Genomic DNA, 24,891 nt, shown 5'->3' on the forward strand with positions numbered 1-24,891 from the left:
GCCACAAATTGCAGTGGATTGGTGCCGGCGTCCGTCCGGAACTCCGCCGGAATTTGGCCGGCTTTAGGCCGGTTCGGACGCGACGCCGGGCGCCTGGAACTTCCGGCCGGTGACCCGCTCGGAGGCGCCCACCCGGTCCAGGTAGGGGGTGATCCCGCCGAGGAACATCGGCCAGCCCGCCCCGAGGATCATGCATAGATCGATGTCTTCCGGGCCCGCCACGACGCCCTCATCCAGCATCAGGCCGATTTCCTCGGCCAGCGCATCCTGCGTCCGGTGCAGCACGTCCTCGCCGGTCGACGGCGTGCTGCCGAAGGACATCAGCGCCAGCGTCTCGGCCGGAATGAACGGCCTGCCGTCCGGGCCGTTCTCCGGTGCCCAGATGGACTTGACGCCATTGTCGATGAGCTTCTGCAGGTTCTGCGAGACCGGGAAGCGGTCCCCGAAGGCAGCGTGCAGGGATTCCTGGACATGCTGCGCCACCGGCAGCCCCACCATGGCGCCGAGCGTGAACGGCGTCATCGGCAGGCCCATCGGGCGCAGGGCGTTGTCCGCCACCTCAGCGGGAGTGCCCTCGTCGAACGCGGCGGTCACTTCGCCCATCAGGCGCAGCAGGATGCGGTTGACTACGAAGGCCGGGGCATCCATGACCCGCACGGCGGTTTTCTTGAGTCCCTTGGCGAGGTCGAAGGCGGTGGCCAGCACGGCGTCGTCGGTCCGGGGCGCGCGGACGATTTCCAGCAGCGGCATCACGGCCACCGGGTTGAAGAAGTGGAAGCCCACCAGCCGTTCGGGGTGCCGGAGGTCCTCGGCCATCGCCGTGACCGACAACGAGGAGGTGTTGGTGGCGAGGATGCACTCCGGTGAGACGATCGCCTCAAGTTCCCCGAAGACCTGCTTCTTGATGGAGAGTTCCTCGAACACTGCTTCGATCACGAAGTCGGCGTCGGCAAAGACGTCCTTGGACACCGACCCGGTCACGAGGGCGCGCGTCCGGTTGGCGGCGTCGGGACTGATCCGCTTCTTGGCGAGCAGCTTGTCCACTTCGGCGTGGACATAGCCCACACCCTTGTCCACCCGGGCCTGGTCGATGTCCGTCAACACGACCGGCACCTTGAGCTGGCGGGCGAAATGCAGTGCGAGCTGGCCGGCCATCAGGCCTGCGCCCACGACGCCGATCTTGGTCACCGGGCGCGCGAGCTTGGGGTCCGGGGCGCCGGCCGGGCGCTTGGAGCGCCGCTGCACCAGGTCCAGGAAGGCGTAGACGGTGGAGCGGAACTCGTCGGTCTGCATGAGGTCCGCCAGGGTTTCGCATTCGAGCGCAGCAGACTCGGCCTGGGTCAGTGTCCGGTTCGCTTCCATCACGTCCAGGACCTTTCCCGGTGCGGGCGGGGCGTTGGAGGTCTTGGCTTCCACGAAGGCCCGGCCGGCGGCGATGGCCCCTGCCCAGCGTTCGGCAACCTCCGGACTGGAGGGATCGACGGCGTTGGCGCGTTCCGGCGTCGCGGTGCCCGCGATGACCTGCGCGGCCCATGCGAGGGACTGCTCCACGAAGTCGGCGGGCTCGAAGATTGCGTCCGCGATGCCGAGCTCGAAGGCCTGCGGCCCGGTGAGGGTGCGGTTGTTGCTCAACGGGTTCTCGATCATCACCTTGAGGGCGTTCTCGGGTCCAATCAGCCGCGGCAGGATGTACACGCCGCCCCAGCCCGGGATCAGGCCGATGAAGGCCTCGGGGAGGGCCAGCGCGCCGGCGCCGGTCGAAACCGTGCGGTAGGTGGACTGCAGCGCGATTTCCAGGCCGCCGCCGAGGGCGAGCCCGTTGATGAAGGCGAAGCTGGGGACACCGAGGTTGGCCAGGGTGGCATAGACATCGTGGCCCAGCTGGGCCATCCAGAGGCCTTGTTCGCGGCCTCCGAGGGACTTCACCGTGGACAGGTCCGCCCCGGCGACCAGGAAGTAGGGTTTGCCGGTGACGCCGACGCCGACGATCTCGCCGCGGGCGGCACGCTCCTTCAGTCCGGTCAGGACGGTGCCGAGCTCGATCAGGGTGTTCGGGCCCAGCGTGGTCGGCTTGGAGTGGTCCAGGCCGTTGTCCAGTGTGACCAGGGCGAACGTGCCAGGGCTTGTGCCGTTGACGGGGGGCAGCTCGATGTCCTGGACGTAGGAGTGGGTGACCGTCTCGTTCGGGAAGAGTTCGCCCAGCTGGCGGAATTCGGCGGCGCTCATGCTGCGGCTCCAGTCTCGGTGGTGGTGGTGGGGGTGGCGGTGGCTTCGGCGGCGGTGCCGTAGCCGGCGTGGTGCGGGTTCTCCCAGATTACGGTGGCTCCCATGCCCAGCCCGATGCACATCGTGGTCATGCCGAAGCGCACTGAGGGATCCTCCTCGAACTGGCGGGCCAGCTGGTTCATCAGCCGCACGCCCGAGGACGCCAGCGGGTGCCCGACGGCAATGGCGCCGCCGTAGCGGTTGACCCGGGGATCGTCGTCGGCGATGCCGAAGTGGTCCAGGAAACTGAGCACCTGCACGGCGAAGGCCTCGTTGATTTCGAAAAGGCCGATGTCCGCGATGCCCAGACCGGCGCTCTTGAGCGCCTTCTCGGTAGCCGGGACCGGGCCGATGCCCATGACTTCGGGTTCCACTCCCGCGAAGGCGTAGCTGACCAGGCGCATGCGGACCGGAAGGCCCAGCTCCTCTGCGGTCTCAGCGGAAGCCAGCAGGGCCGCCGTCGCGCCGTCATTGAGACCGGCGGCGTTGCCGGCCGTGACCCGGCCATGGGCCCGGAACGGGGTCTTGAGCGCGGCGAGGTCATCCAGCGTCGTTCCCGGCCGCGGCGGCTCGTCCACAGTGTTCACGGTCCAGCCCTGGCCGGGCTTCATCGTGGCGACGGGCACAAGGTCCGGCTGGATTTGGCCGTTGGCGTAGGCGGCGGCCAGCTTGTCCTGGGACGCAACGGCGTAGGCGTCGGCACGGTTCTTGGTGATGGCCGGGAAACGGTCGTGCAGGTTCTCGGCTGTGTTGCCCATGTTCAGGGCGGCCGGATCCACGATCCGTTCGGACATAAAGCGCGGGTTGGGCTCGGCGCCGGCACCCATCGGATGGTTGCCCATGTGCTCCACGCCGCCGGCGATCACGACGTCGTAGGCGCCGAAGCCAATGCCGCTCGCCGTCGTGGTCACGGCCGTCATCGCGCCGGCGCACATCCGGTCGATCGCGAAGCCGGGGACCGTGCGGGGGAGGCCGGCCAGCAGGGCGGCGGTGCGTCCGATGGTCAGGCCCTGGTCGCCGGTCTGCGTCGTGGCCGCGATGGCGACCTCGTCGATGCGGTCTGCGGGCAGGGAGGGGTTGCGGCGCATCAGTTCACGGATGCATTTGACCACAAGGTCGTCGGCGCGCGTTCCTGCGTAGATGCCTTTCTCGCCCGCGCGGCCGAAGGGGGTGCGGACGCCGTCGACGAAGACGACGTCGCGGACGGTGCGGGGTTGGCTCACGTGTTACTCCTCATTGAGACATGGGTGCCGGACCGGGGCGGTGGCAGCGGGAGCCAACGGCGGATGATCCAGGCGACATCACTCCTTATGTTACTCGCGAGTAACATAGCTGGCAAGGTGTCCACGTTGGGCCCGCCGACGGCCGACGGCCGCAGGCGGCCGGCGCAGGCCTCCGCCGCCGGCGGCGACCGTTTCGCTGCCGCCGGCAGGGGATCGTGTGCGGTCAGCTTTTGCGGGGTGCACGGGTCCGGACCAGGGCCGCGGACCCGGCGGCCAGGCCGAGTACTCCCGCACCGAGCCCGAGGATGCCGAAGCTGTTGTCCGGAGCCGCCGTGGCGGGCGTGGTCGAGGACGCCGGGGTGGTGTCGGCGGCCGGTGCCGCCTGGGCGCGTTCATCGGCGGCTGCGGTGGTGACGAACGAGGGAACGGGATGGCCGGGTTCCGGCTGGCCCTGGGTGACCGGGTCGCTCCAGTTCACGACGTTGCCGTCGGAGTAGGTCTGTGCTGCCGGCAACGACACGGTGGTGCCGGAGGCCGGGAGCCGGCCGACGGAGATCGAGAACGTCTGGTATTCATGCGGCCCGAGTTGGTGGGCGGCGTCCGCGGTCCAGGTGACGGAGGCCGCAGCCTTGGTGATGGTGGCTCCTTCGACGGTGACCGGCGCGGGAAGATTTGCTTCCGTAATCGTGGCCGTCCAGCCGTCCATTGGTTTGACCGAAACGGAGGTGAACGGCGTACCTGTGGGCAAGGTGACGGTGAGTCCGGTGGTTTTGGCCGTTGCGGACTCATTGGGGACCCTGAAGGTCAACTGCGAGAAGCCGCCGGCGGATGTCGACGCCGGGTCCACCCTCACATGGGCAGCGGCGGCGCCGACGCCCAAGGCCATGAGGCCGGCCGCGGTGGCGAGGACGGTAACGGTTTTCAGGGCGCGGGGGGTTGAAGTATGCATGACGGGGCCTTTCCGGTGCTGCCGATCAGTGGCGACGGCAGGGTGACGCTCCATGAGGATCGTGGCAGGTGCACGAGCGGGCGAAGCCAGGCGAGGAGTTGCCACAGGGCTATCTCGCCTCCACGCAGCAGCCAGGCCGTGGCTAGGAGGGCAAGCAGATCGGCGGCCAGCATGGTCGGTGAATCGGCGCCGGAGCCGGTGGGGACGGTCAGGGCGTCTGCGACGGACGCGGAGCAGTCCAGGACCTGGCCCGCTCCGTGGTGCGGCATGGGCTCGCCCGACGTCGGGCACGGGACCGGGGAGGAAAGCACCAGAAACGCTTCATGCAGGATCAGCTGTCCGGTTCCAAGGACTCCCAGCAGGGTGGGAAAAGACAGCTGCCGGCGGGCAAGCCAAACCACGGGGCCCAGCAGGAGCGCGGCCACAATAGCAAGGATCTGCGGTTCGGGAAGTGCTCCGCCGGCGAGGACGTGCCCTGCGGCGGCCAGGGCGGTGGCCGCACCCGTCACGAGGACCGCCCGGAGGAGGCGCAGTGGGCCGCGAACATCCACCTGTTCCTCCCTCCCCGGGTCCTGACCGCTAAGACACACTCGAGGCTAGGCAGGGGAGGGTGGAGAAACCTTGGACCGGCACAACCGACGGTCCGGGGGGACGGCGCTACCCGGTGGACTCGGGCGCGGTTGCGGCCGCGCCCGCGGCTGCCGGCGCCGCGGCCTTGGGCGCCTTTTCCGGCAGCGGGCCGGGGCTGAGGAAGGCTTCGGCGATCAGCGGGGCGGCGAGTTCTATCTGCCACTGCCTCGCACCAAGGTTCTGCAGTTCCTCGGCCACGCCGTCCTCGCTGAGTTCCGCCGGCGGACGCCAGGCCACCCGTCGCAGGTAGTCGGGGGTCAGCAGGTTTTCCACCGGCAGGTTGAGTTCCTCCGCCTTGGCCTGCAGCTTGGGCCGGGCGGTGGCAAGCCGCGCGGCGGCCTCGGGATCCCGGTCCGCCCAGACGCGCGGTGGCGGCGGAGCATTGGTGGGCAGGTGAAGCGGCGGCAGCTCCTCGAGGGTCCGGGCCGTGCTGATGCAGCGCAGCCAGCGCGGCGCCTCGCGCTGGGCGGCGCGGCCGTGGAAGCCCTTGGTCCCCAGCAGCTGTGGGACCGTGCTGGGCATGGCCTTGGCCGCGGACACGAGGGCCGAGTCCGGAATGAGCCGGCCCGGCGCAACGTCGCGCTTCTGGGCCAGTGAGTCACGTTCCAGCCAGAGTTCCCGGACGGCGGCGAGCTGGCGGCGGTCGCGGATCTGGTGGAGTCCGGACGTCTTGCGCCAGGGGTCGACGCGGGGCGGGGCCTGGCCGGCCTCGAGGATGGCAGCGAACTCCTGCTCGGCGAAGTCGAGCTTGCCGTCCGCCACAAGGAGCTCAATGAGTTCCTCGCGCAGCTCGGTGAGGACCTCGACGTCGAGGGCCGCGTAGCGCAGCCAGGGTTCCGGGAGCGGACGGGTGGACCAGTCGGCGGCAGAGTGTTCCTTCGCCAGGCCGAAGCCCAGGAGCTGTTCGATGACGGCTGCGAGGCCCACCCGTGGCAGGCCGGCCAGCCGGGCTGCGAGCTCGGTGTCGAAGAGCTTGTCCGGCCACATGCCGAGCTCGGACAGGCAGGGCAGGTCCTGGCTGGCCGCGTGCAGGATCCATTCCACGCCGCTTAGGGCTTCATTGACGATCCGCAGGTCGCCGAAGGCTTCAGGATCGATCAGCCAAGTGCCGGATCCTTCACGGCGGATCTGGACCAGGAAGGCGCGCTGGCCGTAACGGAAGCCGGAAGCCCGTTCGGCGTCCACTCCGGCGGGTCCATGGCCTGCGGCAAGGGCCGCGGCGCAACGTTCCAGGCCGGATTGGGTTTCGATCACCAGCGGCACGCCGTCGCGGGGTGCATCGAGGTCGATTACCTCGGGGACCAGGCTGTCGAAGCCCTCCACGGTGATATGGGCTGGGGTCTCAGCGGCCGCGGTCGTATTTTGAAGGGCGCCGGCCGTGGTGATTTCCGGTATTTGAGGGGTCATGATGACTCCAGTTTACCGACAACCCGGCGCGGGAGACTCAGCGTCGGGCAAAACAGGGCCGATCCGGAGCCGGATCAAGGCTGATCGCGCCGGCGGCGGGGAAGCGGGGAGACGCCCTCGGGCAGCGGCGGAAGCCCCGCGAATGTGCACACCATGTCCGACCACGCCTCCAGATGCGAGGTGATGTCCGCGCTGGCAGGGGTCCAGGAGGCGCGCAGTTCGATGTCGATCGAATTCGGCCGGTCGGAGAGAGTGCCGAAGCTTTCGGACAAGACCCTCGTTGCAGTGCCGCCGGCCGAACGGTAGGGCGCGGCATGGTTGTCCAGGGCTTCCACAAGCCAGGTCCAGGCGACCGAGCCGAGCATCTCGTCATTGCCCATCTCGGGCTCCAGCTGGGCCCGGATGTAGGTGACGATCCTGAATTGCCCGTCCCAGACGGCGGAACCGTCTGGATCGTGCAGCAGGATGAAGCGGCCGGTGGCCAGTTCGACGTCGTCGCTCCCCGCAGCGGGCGCGAGGGCGGCTGCGGCGGGACCATGGACGGCTCCGGCACCTTCCGCGTCTCCCGGGACGAGGACTTCGGCGCCGAGGGCCACGGCGAAGGGTGCCAGCCTGGAGGGCGCCGGAATCTCCTCCAGGCGCAGTTCACTGCGGCACCGTGCTTGTCGAAGGGTTCCCAGGGCAAAGAGGAAATCTGCCGGAACCTGGTCGAGTGCGTTCACAATGGAAGATTATGCAACGCGGGACGGGAAGCCCGGCAGGCTCGCCGCCCGAACGGGCAGGCCCCGCCGCCGCCCGGCCGGGGACGGCCCGGCGGGGCAGCGGCGTGCCCGGCGGAGGCAGGGCCGGCGGGAGCCGGTGTCAGAGGGCCGCGAGCTCGCGCTTGATGGCCGCGATGAAGGTGTCAACATCTTCCTCGGTGGTATCAAAGGAACACATCCAGCGGACCTCGCGGGCTGCCTCGTTCCAGTCGTAGAAACGGAAGGAGGTGCGCAGCCGGTCCGCGACGCCGGCGGGCAGCACCGCGAAGACGCCGTTGGATTCGGTCTTCTGGCTCAGCTGGACTCCGGGGATCGATTCGACGCCGGCACGCAGCCGGGCCGCCATGGCGTTGGCATGGGACGCCGAGCGCAGCCACAGGTCTCCCTCGAGCAGCGCGATGAACTGTGCGGACATGAAGCGCATCTTGGAGGCCAGCTGCATGTTCATCTTGCGAAGGTAGACCAGGCCGTGGGCGGCCTCCGGGTTCAGCGCCACGACGACCTCGCCGAAGAGCAGGCCGTTCTTGGTGCCGCCGAAGGAGAGGATGTCCACGCCGGCGTCGCGGGTGAACGCCCGCAGCGGCACGTTCAGGTGAGCGGCGGCATTTGCCAGCCGGGCGCCGTCCATGTGCAGTTTCATCCCCTTGGAATGGACATGCTCAGCGATGGCCCGGACCTCCTCCGGCGTGTAGCAGGTGCCCAGTTCCGTGGTCTGGGTGATGGACACGGCCAGGGGCTGCGCGCGGTGCTCGTCGCCCCAACCCCAGGCCTCCTTGTCGATCAATTCGGGGGTGAGTTTGCCGTCGGAGGTGTGGACCTGGAGCAGCTTGATGCCGCCGATCCGCTCCGGGGCTCCGTTCTCATCCATGTTGATGTGTGCAGTGGAGGCGCAGATAACGGCTCCCCAGCGGGGGAGCAGGGACTGTAGGGACAGTACGTTGGCGCCAGTGCCGTTGAAGACCGGGAAGCAGTCGATTCCCTCACCGAAATGCTCTTCTATCAGCTGCTGGAGTCGGGCGGTGTAGTCGTCCTCTCCGTAGGAGACCTGATGGCCCTCGTTGGCGGCGGCCAGCGCGGCCAGCACCTCGGGATGGACGCCCGAGTAGTTGTCCGAGGCGAAGCCGCGGACGGACGGGTCGTGGAGCCGCGCCGCGGTGCTGGCGGGGGCGGTTTCAACTGTGCTTGTCATCGGTTTGCTCACACTTTCAGTCTAGGGACGTAGGGCCGGAACGCTAAGTTCAGCGGCTCAGCAGCAGCCGCCGGCCGTTCAGCTCGGCGGCGGGGGTGGCGAAGAGCCCGACGGCGGCGGCGGCCAGCTCATCGACATCCGTGAAACCGGGGAAGCTGCGCTCGGGCGACTTCGCCCGCATCCCGGCGTCGACGAGCGCCTTGACCACGAAAATGACCGCGGCACTGCGCTGCTCTTCCGGCCCGCCGGTCGCCCCGATTGCGCCGGTCGCCGACTGGTCGCGGCGGAAACCGTCGGCCACCGCAAGCGTCCATGCCTCGGCCGCGGCCTTGACGGCCACGTAGCTGGCCGCCGCCGCCGTCGGGCTGCCGACCGCGGTGGAGGAAACCAGGGCGAAGCGGCCCGTACCCGAGGCAGTGAGGTCCTCGTAGAAGACCCGGGTGACATTCCGGACCGTGGTGATGGCGCTGCGCTCCAGGAAGTCCCAGTCCTCGTCGCTCTGGTCCGCGATGCCCTTGGCGCCGCGCCATCCGCCGACGAGGTGGATCACGCCGTCGACCTTTCCGGCCCTGGCGGTGATCGCGGCGTGAAGCGACCGGACCTCAGCCATGCTGGCGAGGTCGCAGACCAGCGGCGTGACGCCGCTGCCCGCCTCCGCTGCGGCCGCCTCTATCCGCGGCCCGTCGGAGCCGACCGTGAATACCGTGTGCCCGGCGTCGTGCAGGGCGCGGGCGGCGGCGATCCCGGAGGGGCCGCTGCCGCCCGTGACCACCACGTTCAGGTTCCGGGGTGTGCTCATGCGGCGTTCAGTGCCGGCGTCGTGGTTCCCGTGCTGGTGTCGGAGAATCCGGTGATGCCGGCGGTGGACTCGATGACCGGCCGCATCTTCTTCTCCAGCGCCTCATAGAACATGGACAGCGGGAACTCGTCGTCGAGGACCTGGTCTGTGAGGCCGCGCGGCGGGCCGTCCAGCGGCAGCGCCGCCGGGCCCTTGGCCCAGACGGAGGCCGGGTTGGGGGTGACGGTCCCGGTGATCAGCTCGTAGGCCGCGAGCCAGTGGGCCATCTTCGGCCGGTCAATGGAGCGCCAGTAGAGTTCCTCGATCTTCGCGCCGAGTTCAACCACGACGTCGGCAGCCTCGTCCCAGTCGATGCTGAGCTTGCTGTCCGTCCAGTGCAGCACGTGGTGCTGGTGCATCCAGGCGAACAGCAGCTGCCCGCCGAGGCCGTCGTAGTTCCGGACCCGGCTGCCGGTGATGGCGAAGCGGAAGATCCGGTCAAATATGACGGCGTACTGGACCAGTTTGGCGTGCCGGCGGGCCTCAGGATCCGCGTCCTCATCCTTTTCGATCTTCACGGACTCGCGGAAGGCGGTCAGGTCGCAGCGCAGCTCCTCGAGGGAGTAGAGGAAGAACGGCATGCGCTGCTTGATCATGAACGGATCGAACGGCAGGTCCCCGCGCATGTGCGTGCGGTCATGGATGAGGTCCCACATGACGAAGGTTTCCTGGGTCAGCTCCTGGTCCTCCAGCAGGGCCGCGGCATCCTCGGGCAGCTGCAGCGAGGTGATGTCCGCCGCGGCGCGGAGCACGCGGCGGAAACGGGCCGCCTCGCGGTCAGCAAAGATGGCGCCCCAGGTGAACGTGGGGGTTTCGCGGACGGCGACGGTTTCCGGGAAGAGGACCGCGGAGTTGGTGTCGTACCCGGGGGTGAAGTCGAGGAAGCGGATCGGGACGAATAGCTTGTTGGAGTACTCGCCCGCTTCCAGTCCGGCGATGAACTCGGGCCAAATGACCTCGATCAGCACGGCTTCAACCAGCCGGTTGCTGCTGCCGTTCTGGGTGTACATCGGAAAGACCACCAGGTTCTGGAGTCCGTTGATCCGGTGCTGCTGGGGCTGGAAGGCCTGCAGCGAGTCGAGGAAATCGGGGACGCCGAAGCCGGCGTCAGCCCAGCGTCCGAAGTCGGCGACAAGGAGCTCAAGGTAGTCCGCGTCATGCGGGAACGCCGGGGCGAGGGTCCGGATGGCCGCCGTGATGGCCTCCACGTGGCCGGCCGCCGCAGCATGGTCCGCCGGCTCGGGAACGGACCCGTCCTTTGCCTGGAGTGCCTGCAATGCGGTAGCGGCACCCTTGAGCCGCAGCCACTCGGGCGTTCCGGCGGTGATGGGGGCGGGGGCGGTGATTGCGGTGGGGGTCATCGTCATCGGACGCCTTTCTGTTTGCTGCGTACGTCGCTGATGCGTCGAGTCGCTCTTGTTGGTCTCTACGGCGAGCGTAGCAAGCAAACAGGAGCGCTAATGCAAAACACGGCTGAGCATAAGAAAGACTGAGGCAACCAGGCCGAAAAGGATGCCCCAGCTCCAGCTCCAGCAGAGGCCTGGGTGCCGGAGCCGGGGACCATCGTGATTCAGTAAGCCTTTACACGCTGTTCAACGATCAGGTGAATGAGGGCAAACATCCCGTCCTGGTCGATAGCCTGAAGCGCTGCGTCGAGGGCGGCCGGCACGTCCTCGTCCCGGGTGACCGTGATGCCGAAACCGCCGAAGGCCTGGGCCATGAGGCCGAAATCGGGGTTATTCAGCTGCGTGCCCGAAACCCGGGACGGATAGTGGCGTTCCTGATGGGTGCGGATGGTGCCGTATTCCTGGTTGTCCATGACGATGATGAGCGGCGTGGCTCCGTACTGGGCAGCAGTAGCGAGCTCCTGGCCGTTCATGAGGAATTCCCCGTCGCCGGCGATGGTGACCACCCGGCGCTGGGGGCTGGCCAGCGAGGCGGCGACGGCGGAGGGCACGGAGTAGCCCATGGAGCCGTTCCTGGCGCTGATCATTGAGGCGTAACGCCGTGTGGGGAAGTACCGATGCGCCCAGTTGGTGTGCTCGCCGGCACCGAAAGTCACCATGGCGTCCTCGGGTAGCCGCGGGACGAGGTTCGCCATCAGGGTGTCCATCTTGGCGGGCCCTTCGCCTGGTGTGGCCGGAGGCAAGCTGGCGAAGGACGCCTGCTCGGCGCGCATCCGGCCCGTCCATGCTTTCCACTCCTCTTTCACCGGCAGGTCGATTCCCAGCAGGTCCCTGACGAAGGCGTCCGGTTTTGCGACAATCTGCCGTGAGACCGGGCCGGAGCGGCCACGCAGCGAGGGGTCTATCGTGACCAGGAAGTTCGTCCTATTCCAGTCCTGCCGGCAGACAAAACCATCCGTGATCACATCGCCCGGAACCGTCCCGACGAAAACGAGCAGGTCCGTTTCCTCGAACAGGTCGTATGTGGGGCGGGGGCGTCCGTAGCCGATCGGGCCCACATAGGATGGGGAGTCAAAGGGGACTGTTCCCTGCGTGCGCCATTCCGCGGCGGCCGGGATATGGTGCTTTTCCAGCCATCCGGTGAGCTGATCGGCCGCTTCCTGGGTCCAGTCGTTGCCGCCCGTGACAAAAAGGGGCTTTGAGGACTTTGCAAGGGCGGCGGCGAGTGCTGCGGCATCGGTGGTGCTCATTCCGCCCGTGGCCACCGGGATGGTCGGGTGCAGGGCAGGATCCACGAGTTGGCGGATGATGTCTTCCGGCAGGCCCACCACAACGGGGCCAGGCCGTCCGCTCATGGCCGCGAACATCGCTTCGGCAACGATCTCGGAGGCGCGCTCGGCATGGTCAAGGACCATCACGCGCTTGGCCCCGGTGTCGAACCAGGCCTTGATATCAAATTCCTGGAACGCCTCGCGGTCACGGTGCGCAAACGGGATCAGCCCGACGAAGAGCAGCATCGGGGTGGAGTCCTGCCAGGCGGTGTGCAGGCCAACGTGGGCGTTGGCCGCACCAGGTCCGCGGGTCACCATGGCCACGCCCGGACGCTGGTTCATCTTGCCGTCGGCCTCGGCCATGTAGGCGGCACCGCCCTCATGCCGGCAGACCACCGTGTCGATGGCGGAATCGTGCAGCCCGTCCAGCACGTCCAGAAAGCTCTCGCCGGGAACAACGTACGTGCGTTCCACGCCGTGGGCCACGAGCGAATCAACAATCACGTGCCCGGCGGATTTCAGGGTCGTGCTGCCATTTAGGCCCGCCGGGATGGTCGATGAGACGGGCTGTACGGGGCCCTGGTTGATGGCGGCGGCTTCAATCGGCTGCGTTTCGGTTGCGGTCATGGTGAATGCGGACTCCGTTGTCATCACTTCTTGTCTTCTTGGGTTGGATTAGGTGGTTGGGTGGGGTGAGGTGCGGGCAAGTCCGCTGGATCCAGCGGAACGATTGGTGGTGCTTAGTCTGTTTCCGGGCCGGTGCAGAAGAAGCAGCCGTCCTCGCAACTGTCTGTCGCCTGGCTTTTCGTAGGCGTCGTGTTGGGACTCCGCGGATTTAGTAGTTTCATCGGGCTTTCAGTCTCTTGTTGAAGGGATCGGACAGGGAACAGGGCGGTGGCAGGGTATTCGCTTAGCGGATCGGAGTCCGGTTGGCCACCACGGGTGCGGTGCCCGTAAAGCCTTTCCGGGTTTCGGCGATTTCGTGGATCCGCTTCCGGCAGGCGTACCAGCCGGCCACCATCAGGGCGCAGGCCACGAGGGTGACGAGCAGGGTGAGGGGCGAGTCGATGAATACCATCACCAGCACGCCAACGAGGAACAGCAGCGAAAGATAGCCTGTGTAGGGGGCGCCGAACATCCGGAAGGAGGGGCGTTCCACCCAGCCCCTGTCCGCCCAGCGCTTGAGCTGGATCTGGCACACCACGATGGTGGCCCACGTGACGATGATGCCCACCGAGGCCACGTTCAGCACGATCTCGAAGGCCTGCGCGGGCACCAGGTAGTTCAGCGGGACGCCCAGCAGCGAGACCACTGCCGTGAGGGCGATGCCGCCGTAAGGGACGCCCGCCCTGTTCATGCGCTGGGCGAACTTCGGCGCCGAGCCGGCCATGGACATGGAGCGGAGGATGCGGCCCGTGGAGTAGAGGCCCGCGTTGAGCGAAGACAGGGCGGCGGTGAGGACCACCAGATTCATGATGACGTCCACGCCCTGGATTCCCAGTGAACCGAAGAACGTCACGAAGGGACTCACACCCTTCTCGTAGGAGGTATAGGGCAGCAGCAGCGCGAGCAGGATGACGGAACCGACATAGAAAACGGCGATGCGAAACACCACGGAGTTGATGGCCTTGGGCATGATCTTCTCCGGGTTCTCGGTCTCACCCGCGGCCGTGCCCACCAGCTCAATCGAGGCGTAGGCGAACAGCACACCCTGCATCAGGATGATCATCGGCAGCAGGCCATTGGGGAAGATGCCGCCGTTGTCCGTAATGAGGCTGAACCCGACATCCTGGCCGTCTACCGGGGTGCCGAAGATGACGAAGTAGGTGCCGACGAGGAGGAACGCCACCAGCGCCACAACCTTGATGATCGCGAACCAGAACTCCAGCTCACCGAACACCTTGACCGACACGAGGTTGAGGCAAAGCACCACCACCAGGGCGATCAGGGCCCACACCCACTGCGGCACCCCGCCCATCCAGGGCACGTACTTGCCGAAGAAGTTCATGTAGAGCGCGGCGGCCGTGATGTCCACAATGGTGGTGGTGGCCCAGTTGATCCAGTAGAACCAGCCGGAGATAAAAGCCGCTTTCTCCCCGAAGAACTCACGGGCGTAGGAGACAAAGGAGCCCGACGACGGCCGGTGCAGCACCAGTTCGCCCAACGCGCGGAGGATCAGGAAAGCGAAAAAGCCGCAGACGGCATAGGCAATCACCAGGGACGGCCCGGCGGCGTTGAGCCGGCCGCCGGCACCGAGGAACAGGCCGGTGCCGATCGCGCCGCCGATCGCAATCATCTGGATCTGCCGCGCCTTGAGACCCTTGTGGTAGCCGGCGTCCTCGGCATGGATCAGGGCATCCGGGGCGTGGGCGTGGCCACCATCGGCCTCGTACAAACCAACCTCGTCATTGGGGTTGTTGGACATGGGGATTCCTTTCGACCTGTCAAAGATCTAAATGGGGGGTTCGAGCAGGAAATTGTGGATACAGCTGGCGGTCAGGTCAGAAAACCGACCACCCGGTGCGGTCAGATAGATCGGCGAGAGCCGCCGTTCCGGCCAGGGAATTACCTTTGGAATCCAGCCGGGGGCTCCAGACGCAGATGGCGCACTCGCCGGGAACGATCGCCAGGATCCCGCCGCCCACACCGCTTTTCCCCGGCAGGCCGACGCGGTAGGCAAACTCGCCGGCCGCGTCATACATGCCGCAGGTCAGCATGATGGAGCCGATGCGTTTCGCCTCACTTCTGGAGACGACGGTGCCCTGTGCTCCGCGGCCGTCCTGTGCGAGGAAGAGGCCGGCCTTGGCCATCTCCACGCAGGTCATCATGATGGAGCACTGCCTGACGTAGTTCTCCACGACCGATTCGGCGGGCCGCCGCAGGTTGCCGAAATCCTTCAAGAAGTGGGCGAGCGCCAAGTTCCGGCTGCTGTTGGAGAGTTCACTTCGTGCAGCCTCCTCGTCGATGAAGGGACTCCGGCTTCCATTCTGGTTACCCACCTGCCCGGCGAGGAAGCGCAGGACCTGCCCGGCGGCGTCGGGAAATCTTGCCATCAGATGGTCGGTGACAACCAGGGCGCCCGAATTGATAAACGGGTTCCGGGGGATCCCGTGCTCCACTTCCAGCTGCACCAACGAGTTGAAGGACGTCCCTGACGGCTCGCGAAGCACCCGTGACCAGAGCGCACCCGGGTCATCGGCGCTGAGCGCCATGGCCAGGGTGAAGACCTTGGAGATGCTCTGGATCGAGAAGGGAAGGCCGGCGTCGCCGGAACTGAACACGTCCCCCGAGGTGGTGGCCACCGCAATTCCGAAACGGTCGAACGGCAGGGACTGCAGATGGGGGATGCCGGCGGGAACCGACCCCGCCTCAGTCCGCGGCCGGTGGCTGCGGACAATGTCATCCAGTACCAGCCCCAGAGGCGGCGAATCGAGTGCTGTCATCATTTCTTGCCCAGGTGCTCCTTATGCTTGCCGGCCCACTCCTGAACATGAAGCAGGGCGACCAATGAATGCCGGGGATTGCCGAAGTTCAGGCCGGTGACCCGGCTGACCTTGCTGATCCTGTAGTAGACAGTGTTCTTGTGCAGCTTCATCCGCTTTGCGCATTCGGCCACATCCAGTGACGCCTCCAAGTACGCGCGAAGGGTTTCGGCCAGCTCGCCATCGTCACGGAGCAGAGCCCAAAGGCTGCGGTGGCGAAAGGTGGAGGCTGTGAAGTTCTCCACCGCGTCGCGGAAGAGGATCTCCACCTCGAAATCGTCCACTGTGGCCACCGTGGCGTCCCCGGACCGCCGCATGCAGCTGAGCAATGCCTCGGTTTTGCGGGTCACCGAATGAATCGATAGCAGATCGGGGGCTATGGGTCCCACTGCTGCGAAGGGAGTAATGCCAAGATGCTTGCTGGCGTCCCGGACGATTGCTTCGGCAACGCTTCGAATTCCGGCCTCGGCGTTGGTGGACTGGAGCGCCGGGATGATCACGGCAGTGTCGCCGTTGAACTGTCCCACAATGGCTGACGGTTTATAGGCCGCCGAATGAATCGACGCGAGGTTGGCGAGCTCCCCATGTTTGAGGGCTGCATCGTCTGCCTGCGCTTCAGCGCCTGAGAGTCCTATCAGTATCAGCGCTGTGGGTTGGTCTGCCGGGATCTTCTCGCTGTGGGCGCTCGCCGCGGCTTCTGCCGGGCCCGAAAGGATACGGACAATCCGGTCCTCGCGCATGTGCACCGACTGGTGGTTACGGTAGCGGATGAGCTCGGCTGACACTCGCGCAGCTGATCCGGTCAGGACATAGTCAACGTCCGCGCCGAAGCCATCCCCGGTTTCCTGGAGCCAGATGTACCCCATGATGCGATCGCCCGCGAACAAGGTGGTCGCTACGCGCTCCCTCAGACCGTCCTGGGGCCTGGCCGGAACCCTGACCGGCAGGCGGGTTCGATGCAGTTCACGGTAGGCACCAAGATCCTTGAGGAGAAGTTCGTATTTGCGCGGGCCACGCCGGGCCAGAATCGATGCCTTACGCAGCTCGTCGATGTCGTTCGACACTGTGGAGTAGGCCAGGACCTTGTTGGCAGCGTCCTCTATGACAACGTGGCTGGACGTCAGGCGGGCCGTCGTCTGGGCAATGGCAAACAGGTCTTCTTCCAACAGCGTCAGCACTTCGCTCTGATAGCTGCGTGGCTGAATCCGGTCCTTGGCAATTGACAGGAGCCGGTCCCAGTCCGCGGCCGGGTCCACCAGAAGGAGACCCGTTCCGGCAGCCCGGAGCAGCTCTTCGCCTTCCCGTAGTTCCTCGGCCCTGCCCTTGACGGCCAGCACCAGGGGAGGATTCTTCAGAAGGCGCCGCAGCGCCGGCAACGCGGAGCGTCCGCGAACCCCGATAAGCAGGACGAACGCAGCCCCGGCGTCGGAAGTCTCGTCGTCGGCGTCAACGATCAGAAAGCGTTCGATCGGAGAATCGGCGCGGGACGGTCGAAGAATAAGACTGGCGAAATCCAGAGGGAGATCCGCGAGGATGTCGTCCACTGTAGCTGCGGCCATGTGCTTCCTTCTGACATTCGACACCCGGACGGCTCTGTCCGTACGTCCAATGCTATCCAGAGCAATTCGCAGAAAGTATGTATGCGGGCCTAAAACCAGCGGCCCCTCTTCGGTCCTGGAACCAATGCCAGCCCGCTTAAGACGACGATGGGAACGGCGCTCAGGACCAGGCCAACTCCGCCGAACCACGGACGCAGCAATGTGGATGTGGTGGTTGCGGCCCGTCGGCCGCTACTTTCTGGCGTCGTCCTTCGGGATCAGCTTGAGGGAGACCGAGTTGATGCAGAAACGTTGGTCGGTGGGGGTCCCGTAGCCTTCGCCTTCGAACACATGGCCCAGATGGGAGTCGCAGGCGGCGCAGCGGACTTCCACGCGTTCCATGCCCAGCGTGCGGTCGTGGATGTAGCGGACGGTCCCCTCGGCCAGCGGGGCCCAGAAGGACGGCCAGCCGCAGTGCGAATCGAACTTCTCGTTGCTGGTGAAGAGCTCGGTGCCGCACGCCCGGCACTGGTAGACGCCGGCCGTGTGGGTGTCCCAGTACTCACCGGTGTACGGGCGCTCGGTCCCGGCCTGGCGGAGTACCCGGTACTCTTCGGGCGTCAGTTCCTGGCGCCACTGCTCCTCCGGCTTGTCAACCGCCGGTTTGCCGATCTCCGCTGCAGGGTCTGCGGCGTCGTCAGCGTGGGCAGTTGTGGGCAGTACCTTGGGCCTGTTGTTAAAAATGCTCATAGCCAGAACAACGCTCAGGAGTCCCCGATAAATCCCGATCCCGCGTACAGATGCAGGACGGGCAGGCCCAGTTTGTCCTGCGCCTTGTTGGCCCAGTCGGTGTGGAAGGTGTCAGAGATGGCATGCGGACGGGTGATCACCACGGCCTGCCCCGCGCCGAGTTCCTTGACCTTGGCGACCAGGCCGTCGACAGGCTTCCCCTCGACAATCTCTCCCGACACGCCGCCGCCGATCCCGCGCAGGGCCGCAACCGAGGATGCCAGCGTTTCGGCGGCTTCAGCCCTTTCCTCGGCGGGGTCGTTGTGTGCCGTCAGTTCACGGAAGGCCTTGGAAATTTCCAGCAGGGAGAGGTTCTCCAGGAAATCCACCAGCAGGTGCCGCTCGGTATTAGCCGGGACCAGAACCACCAGCGGCGCATCACCGCCCGCGACCAGGGTTTCGATGTTGACGCGGTCATCAGCGCCGAGGGGCTCTTCTGTCAAAATGACGATTGGATCACTCATGCCCCCAGCCTAGTCGGGCGCCGCTGGCCCCGCACGGATTGGAGCCTTCGGACGCCCTCGGACGCCGCCTGATGGGCGCGGGGATGCCGCCTGCGGCGCAGAATTCGGTAAGAATGGTGCCATGGCTTCCTTCCAGCGCCTCCTGCCGGACCCGAAATCGGTCTCCCCTTTCCGCCGCAAGACCTTCCGCGGAAAGTCCTTCTTCCAGGGGGCCTCCGGGGGCAGGGCAGTCACCGCCCCTGCGGCTCCCGGGGCCGAGGTTTCCTTGCCCGGCGGTGCGAAGTGGGTTGTGGGTGGCATCATCGGCGGGAGCGCCGCGGCGGGATTGCTCGCCGCCGGATCCTCCGCCCTCGCCCTGTATTTCGCGCGCCGGGTGATCACTCCAGCCCGGGTACGGGACGAGGACCAGGAGATTCTGGCGGTGATCCGGGACGGCGACGGGCTTCGCGTGATTTTGGCCGCCACTCCTGACTCCACGGTTGACGGCGTCTACGGGTTCTTTTTCGACGGCGGCCGGGGGCATGCGCGAATCGGCCGCATTGTGTCCTACTCACCCGCGGAGCGCACCGTGATGCGGGAAGTCGAGACCGTCACCAGCGGCGACCTCAGCACGGCCCGGCGCGGCTGGTGGAGCGGCGCTGCCCACCCGGACCCGGCCAGCATCGGCCTCGCCTCCGAAGAAGTGCAGATCGAGGTCGACGGCGGGACCGCGCCGGCATGGCTGGTCCCGGCGCCTGGTGCGGAGATCTGGGCCATCATGGTGCACGGCCGGGGTGCCAGCCGGCATGAAGGTGTCCGGGCGGCACGCACTGCCCACGACCTGGGCCTGACCAGCCTGCTGATCTCCTACCGCAATGACGGCCTGGCTCCGTCGGCGCCGGACGGACGCTACGGTCTCGGCTCCACGGAGTGGCGCGACGTCGAGGCGGCCATCGGCTACGCCCTCGAGCAGGGCGCCCGCGAAGTCGTCCTGTTCGGCTGGTCGATGGGCGGCGCAATCTGCCTCCAGACGGCGGACCTTTCCCGCTACCACCACCTGATCCGGGCCATGGTCCTCGACGCCCCGGTGATCAACTGGGTGAACGTGCTGGCGCACCACGCCGAGCTGAACCGGATCCCGTCCGCCGTCGGCCGCTACGGCCAGCTGATGATGAGCCACAAGCTGGGGCGCCGGCTGACCGGACTCGCCGCGCCGGTGGACCTGAAGACGATGGACTGGGTCTCGCGCGCGGTGGAGTTGCGGACGCCGACGTTGATCATCCACAGCGTGGACGACGAGTATGTCCCCTACGGGCCGTCCGCCGCCCTGGCCGAGAAAAACCCGGAGATGGTCACGTTCGAGGCGTTTGACCGGGCCCTCCATACGAAGGAATGGAACGTGGACCCGGAACGCTGGGAACGGCTGGTGACGGCGTGGCTGGGGAGGCAGCTCGCGCCGAGGTCCAACCCCGGCCAGTCCGCCGCTGACTGACTCGAGCCTCCGCGCGAGATGACATTACGCGGCAATGCTCCACGAAAGCATGGCCGTTAGCTGTCATCTCGGCGAGGTCCGTGCGGGATTAACCTCGGGCTGTGCCGATCCGGGCCGTGCGGGCGCCGGTGAGCCGGATCAGCTCGGCCGGGCTCAGCTCGATGTCCAGGCCGCGCCGGCCGCCCGAGACCAGGATAGTGTCCAGGCCCAGGGCGCTGTCATCCACAACGGTGGGGGAGGACTGGCGCTGCCCGAGCGGTGAGATGCCGCCGAGCACGTAGCCGGTGCGGCGTTCCGCGGCGGCGGGGTCGGCCATGGAGGCCTTCTTCGCGCCCAGGGCGGCGGCCATCGCCTTGAGGTCCAGGTTTCCGCTGACCGGAACGACGCCGACTGCCAGCCGCCCGTCGACGTCGACCATCAGCGTCTTGAAGACCCGGGCGGGATCCACGCCGAGGACCTCGGCGGCTTCCAGGCCGTAGCTGGCTGCCGCCGGGTCGTGGCTGTAGGGGTGCGAAACAAAGGAAACCCCGGCCGCCACGAGTGCTGCAGTGGCCGGAGTTCCCTGGGACGCCTGTTTACGGGCCATCTGTATCCGCCGTCAGGAGGACTGCGGCAGCGCGGAGACCTTGCGCTTGATCCGGCCCAGCATCGCCGTCATGCCGCGCATGCGCAGCGGGGTGATGGCACGGGTGAGGCCCAACAGCTCCGGCATGTCGTCCGGGACAGCAAGGATCTCGGCAGGGCTGAGACCGTCGAGTCCTTCATGCAGGACACCGGCGAAGCCCCGGGTGGTGGGCGCCTCGGGCGGTGCCTTGAAGAAGAGACGCACGCTTTCCGCAGTGCCGCCGTCGTGCTGCTCCGTCTCAATGGTCAGGAACAGCGGCGACTGGCACTCAACCACCTGCTCCATCATCTCCGGGTGGTCCTTGAGTCGGTCCGGCAGCTCCGGCAGGCCGCGCGAGAACTCAAGCAGCAGCTGCAGCCGATCAGGTTCGGTCAGGGCCTGGAAGTCGTCAACAATTTCCGCCAGCGCGGCGGGGAGGGCTGAAGTATTCATCCCTCCCAGCTTACGCATGGCGGACGATTGTGTCCCGATCGGCCGGAGCCGGCCTCAGCGGACGGACGGGACCGTACCGCGTTCGGCGCCCTTGACGATCGGGACCCGCACGGCGTTGCCCCACTCGGTCCAGGAGCCGTCGTAGTTGCGGACGGTGTCGAAGCCGAGGAGGTACTTGAGGGCGAACCAGGTGTGGCTGGAACGCTCGCCGATGCGGCAGTAGGCCACGACGTCGTCGCCTTCCTGCAGGCCCGCTTCGCCGAGGTAGAGGGCCTCAAGTTCGGGGCGGTTGCGGTAGGTGCCGTCGCCGGCGGCCGCGCGGGCCCAAGGGATGGAGGCCGCTGTGGGGATGTGGCCGCCACGCAGGGCACCTTCCTCCGGGTAGGCAGGCATGTGCGTGCGCTGGCCGGTGTACTCCTCGGGGGAGCGGACGTCGATCAGCGGCTTGCCGAAGTGCGCGAGGACATCGTCCTTGAAGGCGCGGATCGGGGCGTCGTTGCGCTCCACGGCGGGGTACTCGCCGGGTACCGGCTCGGTGGTGTCGGTGGTGAGGGCGCGGTGCTCGGCGATCCACTTGTCCCGGCCGCCGTCGAGCAGCCGGACGTCTTCGTGGCCGAAGAGCTCAAAGACCCACAGGGCGTAGGCGGCCCACCAGTTGGACTTGTCACCGTAGATGACCACGGTGCTGTCCCGGGAAATGCCCTTGGCCGCGACCATGGCGGCGAAGGCGTCGCCTTCCACGAAGTCGCGGGCGACCTCGTCGTTCAGCTCGGTGTGCCAATCGATCTTGACCGCACCGGGGATGTGGCCGGTCTCGTAGACGAGCACATCCTCGTCCGACTCCAGCACCACGAGCTGGCCGCTCTCGAGGGCCCCCTCCTCGATCGCCGTTGCGAGCCACTCCGTGGAAACCAGTCGCTCAGGGTGGGCGTAGGCGGCGAATTTTTCGTTCTGCTCAACGGGATAGGGCATGGTGGTGGCCTTTCACTGAAACGGTCAGGGCCGGGACGCGGAAGGATCGATCGCGGCGCCGGGTCTTCTCCAACACTAACCACGCCGCCCCGGGAATGTCCCGCCCCGTTCACACTCGGAAATATGGCCTTGCTCACCAGCTTCCGTCCGCTCGCTGGTCCGCTTCCGGGTCCGCCCGCAGGGCAGTGCCCGCTTTGCCGGTATTCTTTCTGGGGACAAGAGACCAGCAGAACGGACCACCTTGGTACAGATCGAACAGCTCGCCGCCCGCACCCCGGCAGTTTCAGTGGATGAACTCCTCAACGGTTTTTATCCCTCGCCGCGCTTCGGTGAGGTGTCGTTTTCCAGCTACCGGCCGGATCCGTCCCAGCCCAGCCAGTCCGCCGCGGTCCGGGCCCTCGAAGGATTCGCGGCCGGAGTAGGCGCGCGAGACGGCGACGGACTCTTCAAGCGATTGTTCGGCAAGAAGGACACCTCACGCGCCGGGATCTATCTCGACGGCGGCTTCGGCGTGGGCAAGACCCACTTGCTGGCCTCGCTCTGGCACGCCGCCCCCGGGCCGAAGGCCTTCGGCACCTTTGTCGAATACACAAACCTGGTGGGCGCGCTGTCCTTCCGCAAAACCGTGGAGGCGCTGAGCCACTACAGGCTCGTCTGCATCGATGAATTTGAGCTCGACGATCCGGGCGACACCGTGCTGATGTCCCGGCTGATGCGTGAACTGGCCGACGCCGGCGTCAAGCTCGCGGCGACCTCCAACACCCTGCCCGGCTCCCTCGGCGACGGCCGCTTTGCCGCCGTCGACTTCGCCCGCGAGATCCAGGTCCTGGCGGACCAGTTCGACGTCGTGAGGATCGACGGCGAGGACTTCCGGCACCGCGGCCTCCCGGCCGCGCCGTTGCCCTTGCGCAACGACGACCTCACGCATCACATGCATGCCGAATTCGACGGCAAAACGGTGGCGCGCGACGAGTTCAGCACCCTGATCAACCACCTGGCTGGCGTCCACCCGAGCCGCTACCGCCAGTTGCTGGACGGCATCGAAGGCGTAGTGTGGAAGAACGTGCACACCATCACGGAACAGGCCGTCGCGCTGCGCTTTGTGGTGCTTGCGGACCGGCTCTATGACAAGGACGTCCCAATCCTGGCGAGCGGTGTTCCCTTCGACCAGTTGTTCACCGAGGAAATGATGACCGGGGGATACACGAAGAAGTATTACCGGGCTGTGTCCCGGCTTACCGCCCTGGCACGCGAGGGCCAGAACCACGAGCCCTCCTAGTCCCTAAACGCCCCTAAACAGCGACGCGGAGTTGCTGGCGGCTCATTCCCGGTTGGGGATGGGCCGGAGTGACTCCGCGTTGTTCGTTAAGGCGTTGCTGAGGGCTTGCGGCGCAGCTGAGGGCTTGTAGCGCAGTTGAGGGCTTGTAGCGCAGTTGAGGGCTTGTAGCGCAGTTGAGGGCTTGTAGCGCAGCCGGGGGGCTTTGGGCGCAGCCGGGGGGCTTTGGGCGCAGCCAGGGGGCTTTGGGCGCAGCCGGGGGGCTTCCGGCGCGAGCCGGGGGGCTTCGGGCGCAGCCGGGGGCGAGGCCGCTTGTAAGCCCGACGGGGTCCTTAAACGCCGAAGGCGCCGGCGCCGCCTCTCGGCGGGACCGGCACCTCGCTGACGTTCTTGGTTAGAGACCCTGCTGCCGGGGTTCGCCGGTAACAGGGGGCTCAACGTTGACGGGAGGCTGTCCGGCCACCGGAGGCTGCCCGGCCGCCGGCGTAGTGCCAGGCGTGCCGTTCTGCTTGTCCACGAAGTCGGAAGCGCCCCGCTGAACGGAATCGATCTTGTCGGCGTGCTTTCCGCCGGTCTTGGAGTCGACGAAATCGCCGGCCTTTTCGATACCGTTCTTGATGGCCTCGTGATTGCCACCAATAACTTGCTGAGCCTTGCCCTTTAGATCGTCAAGTAAACCCACGGGCACCTCCCTTCGGTCGCGGAGCCAGATCGCTCCTTGCGTTTTCCACCCTAGTCGGCGCTGGTGGGAGTGCCAAGGGTGTCCGCCCTCAGGGGAATAGGCAGAAAAAGGGTACAAAAAAAGCAGCTCCGGGGGAGCTGCTTTCATGGTGGGCGATACTGGGATCGAACCAGTGACCTCTTCCGTGTCAGGGAAGCGCGCTACCGCTGCGCCAATCGCCCGCAACCGGAAGGATCCGGAGTGGAGTTGTAAATTCTGGCCAAACAGAGAGCGGACGACGAGATTCGAACTCGCGACATCCACCTTGGCAAGGTGGTGCTCTACCAGCTGAGCTACGTCCGCATTTAGTCCATGCCGGCTGGGCCGGTGGTACTGGATCAAGCAAGTTGCCTTGCTTTGGTGGGCGATACTGGGATCGAACCAGTGACCTCTTCCGTGTCAGGGAAGCGCGCTACCGCTGCGCCAATCGCCCCTTGCAACCGGCCGGAACCGGAAACCAGGGTTTTCACCGAGGTGGGTACGGGATTCGAACCCGTGTATACGGCTTTGCAGGCCGCTGCCTCGCCTCTCGGCCAACCCACCGTGTAGACAGGATTCCGAAGAACCTTTGCCGTGACAGTGTCCTGCGAGCGGACGACGAGATTCGAACTCGCGACATCCACCTTGGCAAGGTGGTGCTCTACCAGCTGAGCTACGTCCGCATTATTGTCAGCAATTCCGCGCCGCAATCGGCATTTCCTCGCGTTCCAACGAGTAAGAACTCTATAGGAGGTTCAGGGAATCCACAAATCGCGACGTCCAAGTCAGACGTGATGCCCCGTGCATCCTTGGATTCTAGGCGTTTTTGCGAATTACAGGCTTGTAATTAGCTCCGGCACTTTGATGGAAGTCAGCAGAGCGACAGAGCTGCCAAGGCGGCTCGGCGGGGGGATACCCGGCCGGTCGGTGCCGGAGTGCCCGCATCGGCGTACCGCAATCGTTGCTTAAGGGAGCGGTGTCAGTGCAGCGGGGGACGGGCCGATTTCAAATATCCGCCGGGGTGGGCTAGCATTCAATGGCATTGGGGCGATTGGCGCAGTGGTAGCGCGCTTCGTTCACACCGAAGAGGTCACTGGTTCGAACCCAGTATCGCCCACCCCGATAAATGGTCCGTTCCGCTCCCTGAGCGGGACGGACCATTTTGTTTTCGGTCCTTGCTGCGGGCGACTGCTGCGGTGCTGC

21 protein-coding genes and 6 tRNA genes are annotated in these 24,891 nt (G+C 66.5%); 3 read left to right on the forward strand and 24 right to left on the reverse strand.

What is annotated here, in order from left to right; translation table 11 throughout:
• Positions 1–63 precede the first annotated feature (63 nt).
• From OM977_RS08005 to OM977_RS08075, 15 genes are all read right to left on the reverse strand, one after another.
• Positions 64–2,226, reverse strand: a complete 2,163-nt coding sequence (locus OM977_RS08005; RefSeq protein WP_264356960.1) for a 3-hydroxyacyl-CoA dehydrogenase NAD-binding domain-containing protein — start codon at positions 2,224–2,226, stop codon at positions 64–66.
• The gene (locus OM977_RS08010; protein WP_264356961.1) at positions 2,223–3,488 is read right to left on the reverse strand and encodes a thiolase family protein; all 1,266 of its coding nucleotides are present in this window, start codon (positions 3,486–3,488) and stop codon (positions 2,223–2,225) included. The genes OM977_RS08005 and OM977_RS08010 overlap by 4 nt, the downstream gene beginning before the upstream one ends.
• Positions 3,489–3,711: 223 nt before the next feature.
• Complete coding sequence (locus OM977_RS08015) at positions 3,712–4,437, reverse strand: YcnI family copper-binding membrane protein (RefSeq protein WP_264356962.1); 726 nt, start codon at positions 4,435–4,437, stop codon at positions 3,712–3,714.
• Positions 4,410–4,988 carry a hypothetical protein gene (locus OM977_RS08020; RefSeq protein WP_264356963.1) on the reverse strand — a complete coding sequence of 193 codons (579 nt, stop codon included), beginning with the start codon at positions 4,986–4,988 and terminating at the stop codon, positions 4,410–4,412. Before OM977_RS08020 ends, OM977_RS08015 begins: the two co-directional genes overlap by 28 nt.
• A 106-nt stretch (positions 4,989–5,094) precedes the next feature.
• Positions 5,095–6,474, reverse strand: a complete 1,380-nt coding sequence (locus OM977_RS08025) for an HRDC domain-containing protein (RefSeq protein ID WP_264356964.1) — start codon at positions 6,472–6,474, stop codon at positions 5,095–5,097.
• Positions 6,475–6,548: 74 nt separating this feature from the next.
• Positions 6,549–7,199, reverse strand: a complete 651-nt coding sequence (locus tag OM977_RS08030) for a DUF3000 domain-containing protein (RefSeq protein ID WP_264357352.1) — start codon at positions 7,197–7,199, stop codon at positions 6,549–6,551.
• A gap of 136 nt (positions 7,200–7,335) precedes the next feature.
• Positions 7,336–8,424 carry a threonine aldolase family protein gene (locus OM977_RS08035; protein ID WP_264357353.1) on the reverse strand — a complete coding sequence of 363 codons (1,089 nt, stop codon included), beginning with the start codon at positions 8,422–8,424 and terminating at the stop codon, positions 7,336–7,338.
• 49 nt (positions 8,425–8,473) lie between these two features.
• Positions 8,474–9,223 carry an SDR family oxidoreductase gene (locus OM977_RS08040; RefSeq protein WP_264356965.1) on the reverse strand — a complete coding sequence of 250 codons (750 nt, stop codon included), beginning with the start codon at positions 9,221–9,223 and terminating at the stop codon, positions 8,474–8,476.
• Positions 9,220–10,623, reverse strand: a complete 1,404-nt coding sequence (locus tag OM977_RS08045) for a DUF6421 family protein (RefSeq protein ID WP_264356966.1) — start codon at positions 10,621–10,623, stop codon at positions 9,220–9,222. Before OM977_RS08045 ends, OM977_RS08040 begins: the two co-directional genes overlap by 4 nt.
• Positions 10,624–10,832: 209 nt before the next feature.
• Positions 10,833–12,566: a thiamine pyrophosphate-dependent enzyme gene (locus tag OM977_RS08050; RefSeq protein ID WP_442960708.1), complete on the reverse strand. Its 1,734-nt coding sequence runs from the start codon at positions 12,564–12,566 to the stop codon at positions 10,833–10,835.
• A 283-nt stretch (positions 12,567–12,849) separates the two neighbouring features.
• Positions 12,850–14,364, reverse strand: a complete 1,515-nt coding sequence (locus tag OM977_RS08055) for an amino acid permease (protein ID WP_264356968.1) — start codon at positions 14,362–14,364, stop codon at positions 12,850–12,852.
• A gap of 76 nt (positions 14,365–14,440) precedes the next feature.
• On the reverse strand, positions 14,441–15,385 hold the full coding sequence (locus tag OM977_RS08060) for a glutaminase (protein WP_264356970.1): 945 nt from the start codon (positions 15,383–15,385) through the stop codon (positions 14,441–14,443).
• The gene (locus OM977_RS08065; RefSeq protein WP_264356971.1) at positions 15,382–16,980 is read right to left on the reverse strand and encodes a PucR family transcriptional regulator; all 1,599 of its coding nucleotides are present in this window, start codon (positions 16,978–16,980) and stop codon (positions 15,382–15,384) included. Before OM977_RS08065 ends, OM977_RS08060 begins: the two co-directional genes overlap by 4 nt.
• Before the next feature lie 231 nt (positions 16,981–17,211).
• Positions 17,212–17,709 carry a peptide-methionine (R)-S-oxide reductase MsrB gene (msrB, locus tag OM977_RS08070; protein ID WP_264356972.1) on the reverse strand — a complete coding sequence of 166 codons (498 nt, stop codon included), beginning with the start codon at positions 17,707–17,709 and terminating at the stop codon, positions 17,212–17,214.
• A gap of 14 nt (positions 17,710–17,723) precedes the next feature.
• Positions 17,724–18,212, reverse strand: coding sequence for a hypothetical protein (locus tag OM977_RS08075; protein WP_264356973.1), 489 nt, complete (start codon positions 18,210–18,212; stop codon positions 17,724–17,726).
• Between the two features lie 121 nt (positions 18,213–18,333).
• Between OM977_RS08075 and OM977_RS08080 the strand changes: the two genes are divergently transcribed.
• Positions 18,334–19,683, forward strand: coding sequence for an alpha/beta hydrolase family protein (locus OM977_RS08080; RefSeq protein WP_264356974.1), 1,350 nt, complete (start codon positions 18,334–18,336; stop codon positions 19,681–19,683).
• A gap of 88 nt (positions 19,684–19,771) precedes the next feature.
• Here the strand turns inward: OM977_RS08080 and ybaK are convergent, their stop codons facing one another.
• The 3 genes from ybaK to OM977_RS08095 are packed head-to-tail and all read right to left on the reverse strand — an operon-like array spanning position 19,772 to position 21,712.
• Positions 19,772–20,269, reverse strand: a complete 498-nt coding sequence (gene ybaK / locus OM977_RS08085; protein ID WP_264356975.1) for a Cys-tRNA(Pro) deacylase — start codon at positions 20,267–20,269, stop codon at positions 19,772–19,774.
• Positions 20,270–20,281: 12 nt separating this feature from the next.
• The gene (locus OM977_RS08090) at positions 20,282–20,740 is read right to left on the reverse strand and encodes a SufE family protein (protein WP_264356976.1); all 459 of its coding nucleotides are present in this window, start codon (positions 20,738–20,740) and stop codon (positions 20,282–20,284) included.
• 54 nt (positions 20,741–20,794) lie between these two features.
• Positions 20,795–21,712 carry a sulfurtransferase gene (locus OM977_RS08095; protein ID WP_264356977.1) on the reverse strand — a complete coding sequence of 306 codons (918 nt, stop codon included), beginning with the start codon at positions 21,710–21,712 and terminating at the stop codon, positions 20,795–20,797.
• A 241-nt stretch (positions 21,713–21,953) separates the two neighbouring features.
• On the opposite strand from OM977_RS08095, the gene zapE reads away from it, so the two are divergent.
• Complete coding sequence (gene zapE / locus OM977_RS08100) at positions 21,954–22,991, forward strand: cell division protein ZapE (RefSeq protein WP_264356978.1); 1,038 nt, start codon at positions 21,954–21,956, stop codon at positions 22,989–22,991.
• 391 nt (positions 22,992–23,382) lie between these two features.
• Here the strand turns inward: zapE and OM977_RS08105 are convergent, their stop codons facing one another.
• The 6 genes from OM977_RS08105 to OM977_RS08130 form a co-directional block, all read right to left on the reverse strand.
• Positions 23,383–23,670, reverse strand: coding sequence for an antitoxin (locus OM977_RS08105; RefSeq protein ID WP_264356979.1), 288 nt, complete (start codon positions 23,668–23,670; stop codon positions 23,383–23,385).
• A gap of 146 nt (positions 23,671–23,816) precedes the next feature.
• Positions 23,817–23,891 (reverse strand) — tRNA-Val (locus OM977_RS08110).
• 48 nt (positions 23,892–23,939) lie between these two features.
• A tRNA-Gly gene (locus OM977_RS08115) sits at positions 23,940–24,012 on the reverse strand.
• A 55-nt stretch (positions 24,013–24,067) separates the two neighbouring features.
• Positions 24,068–24,142, reverse strand: a tRNA-Val gene (locus OM977_RS08120).
• A gap of 39 nt (positions 24,143–24,181) precedes the next feature.
• Positions 24,182–24,252 (reverse strand) — tRNA-Cys (locus tag OM977_RS08125).
• Positions 24,253–24,298: 46 nt separating this feature from the next.
• Positions 24,299–24,371 (reverse strand) — tRNA-Gly (locus OM977_RS08130).
• A 362-nt stretch (positions 24,372–24,733) separates the two neighbouring features.
• On the opposite strand from OM977_RS08130, the gene OM977_RS08135 reads away from it, so the two are divergent.
• Positions 24,734–24,805 (forward strand) — tRNA-Val (locus OM977_RS08135).
• Positions 24,806–24,891 lie beyond the last annotated feature (86 nt).

Source organism: Pseudarthrobacter sp. MM222, assembly GCF_947090775.1.
Lineage (GTDB): Bacteria > Actinomycetota > Actinomycetes > Actinomycetales > Micrococcaceae > Arthrobacter.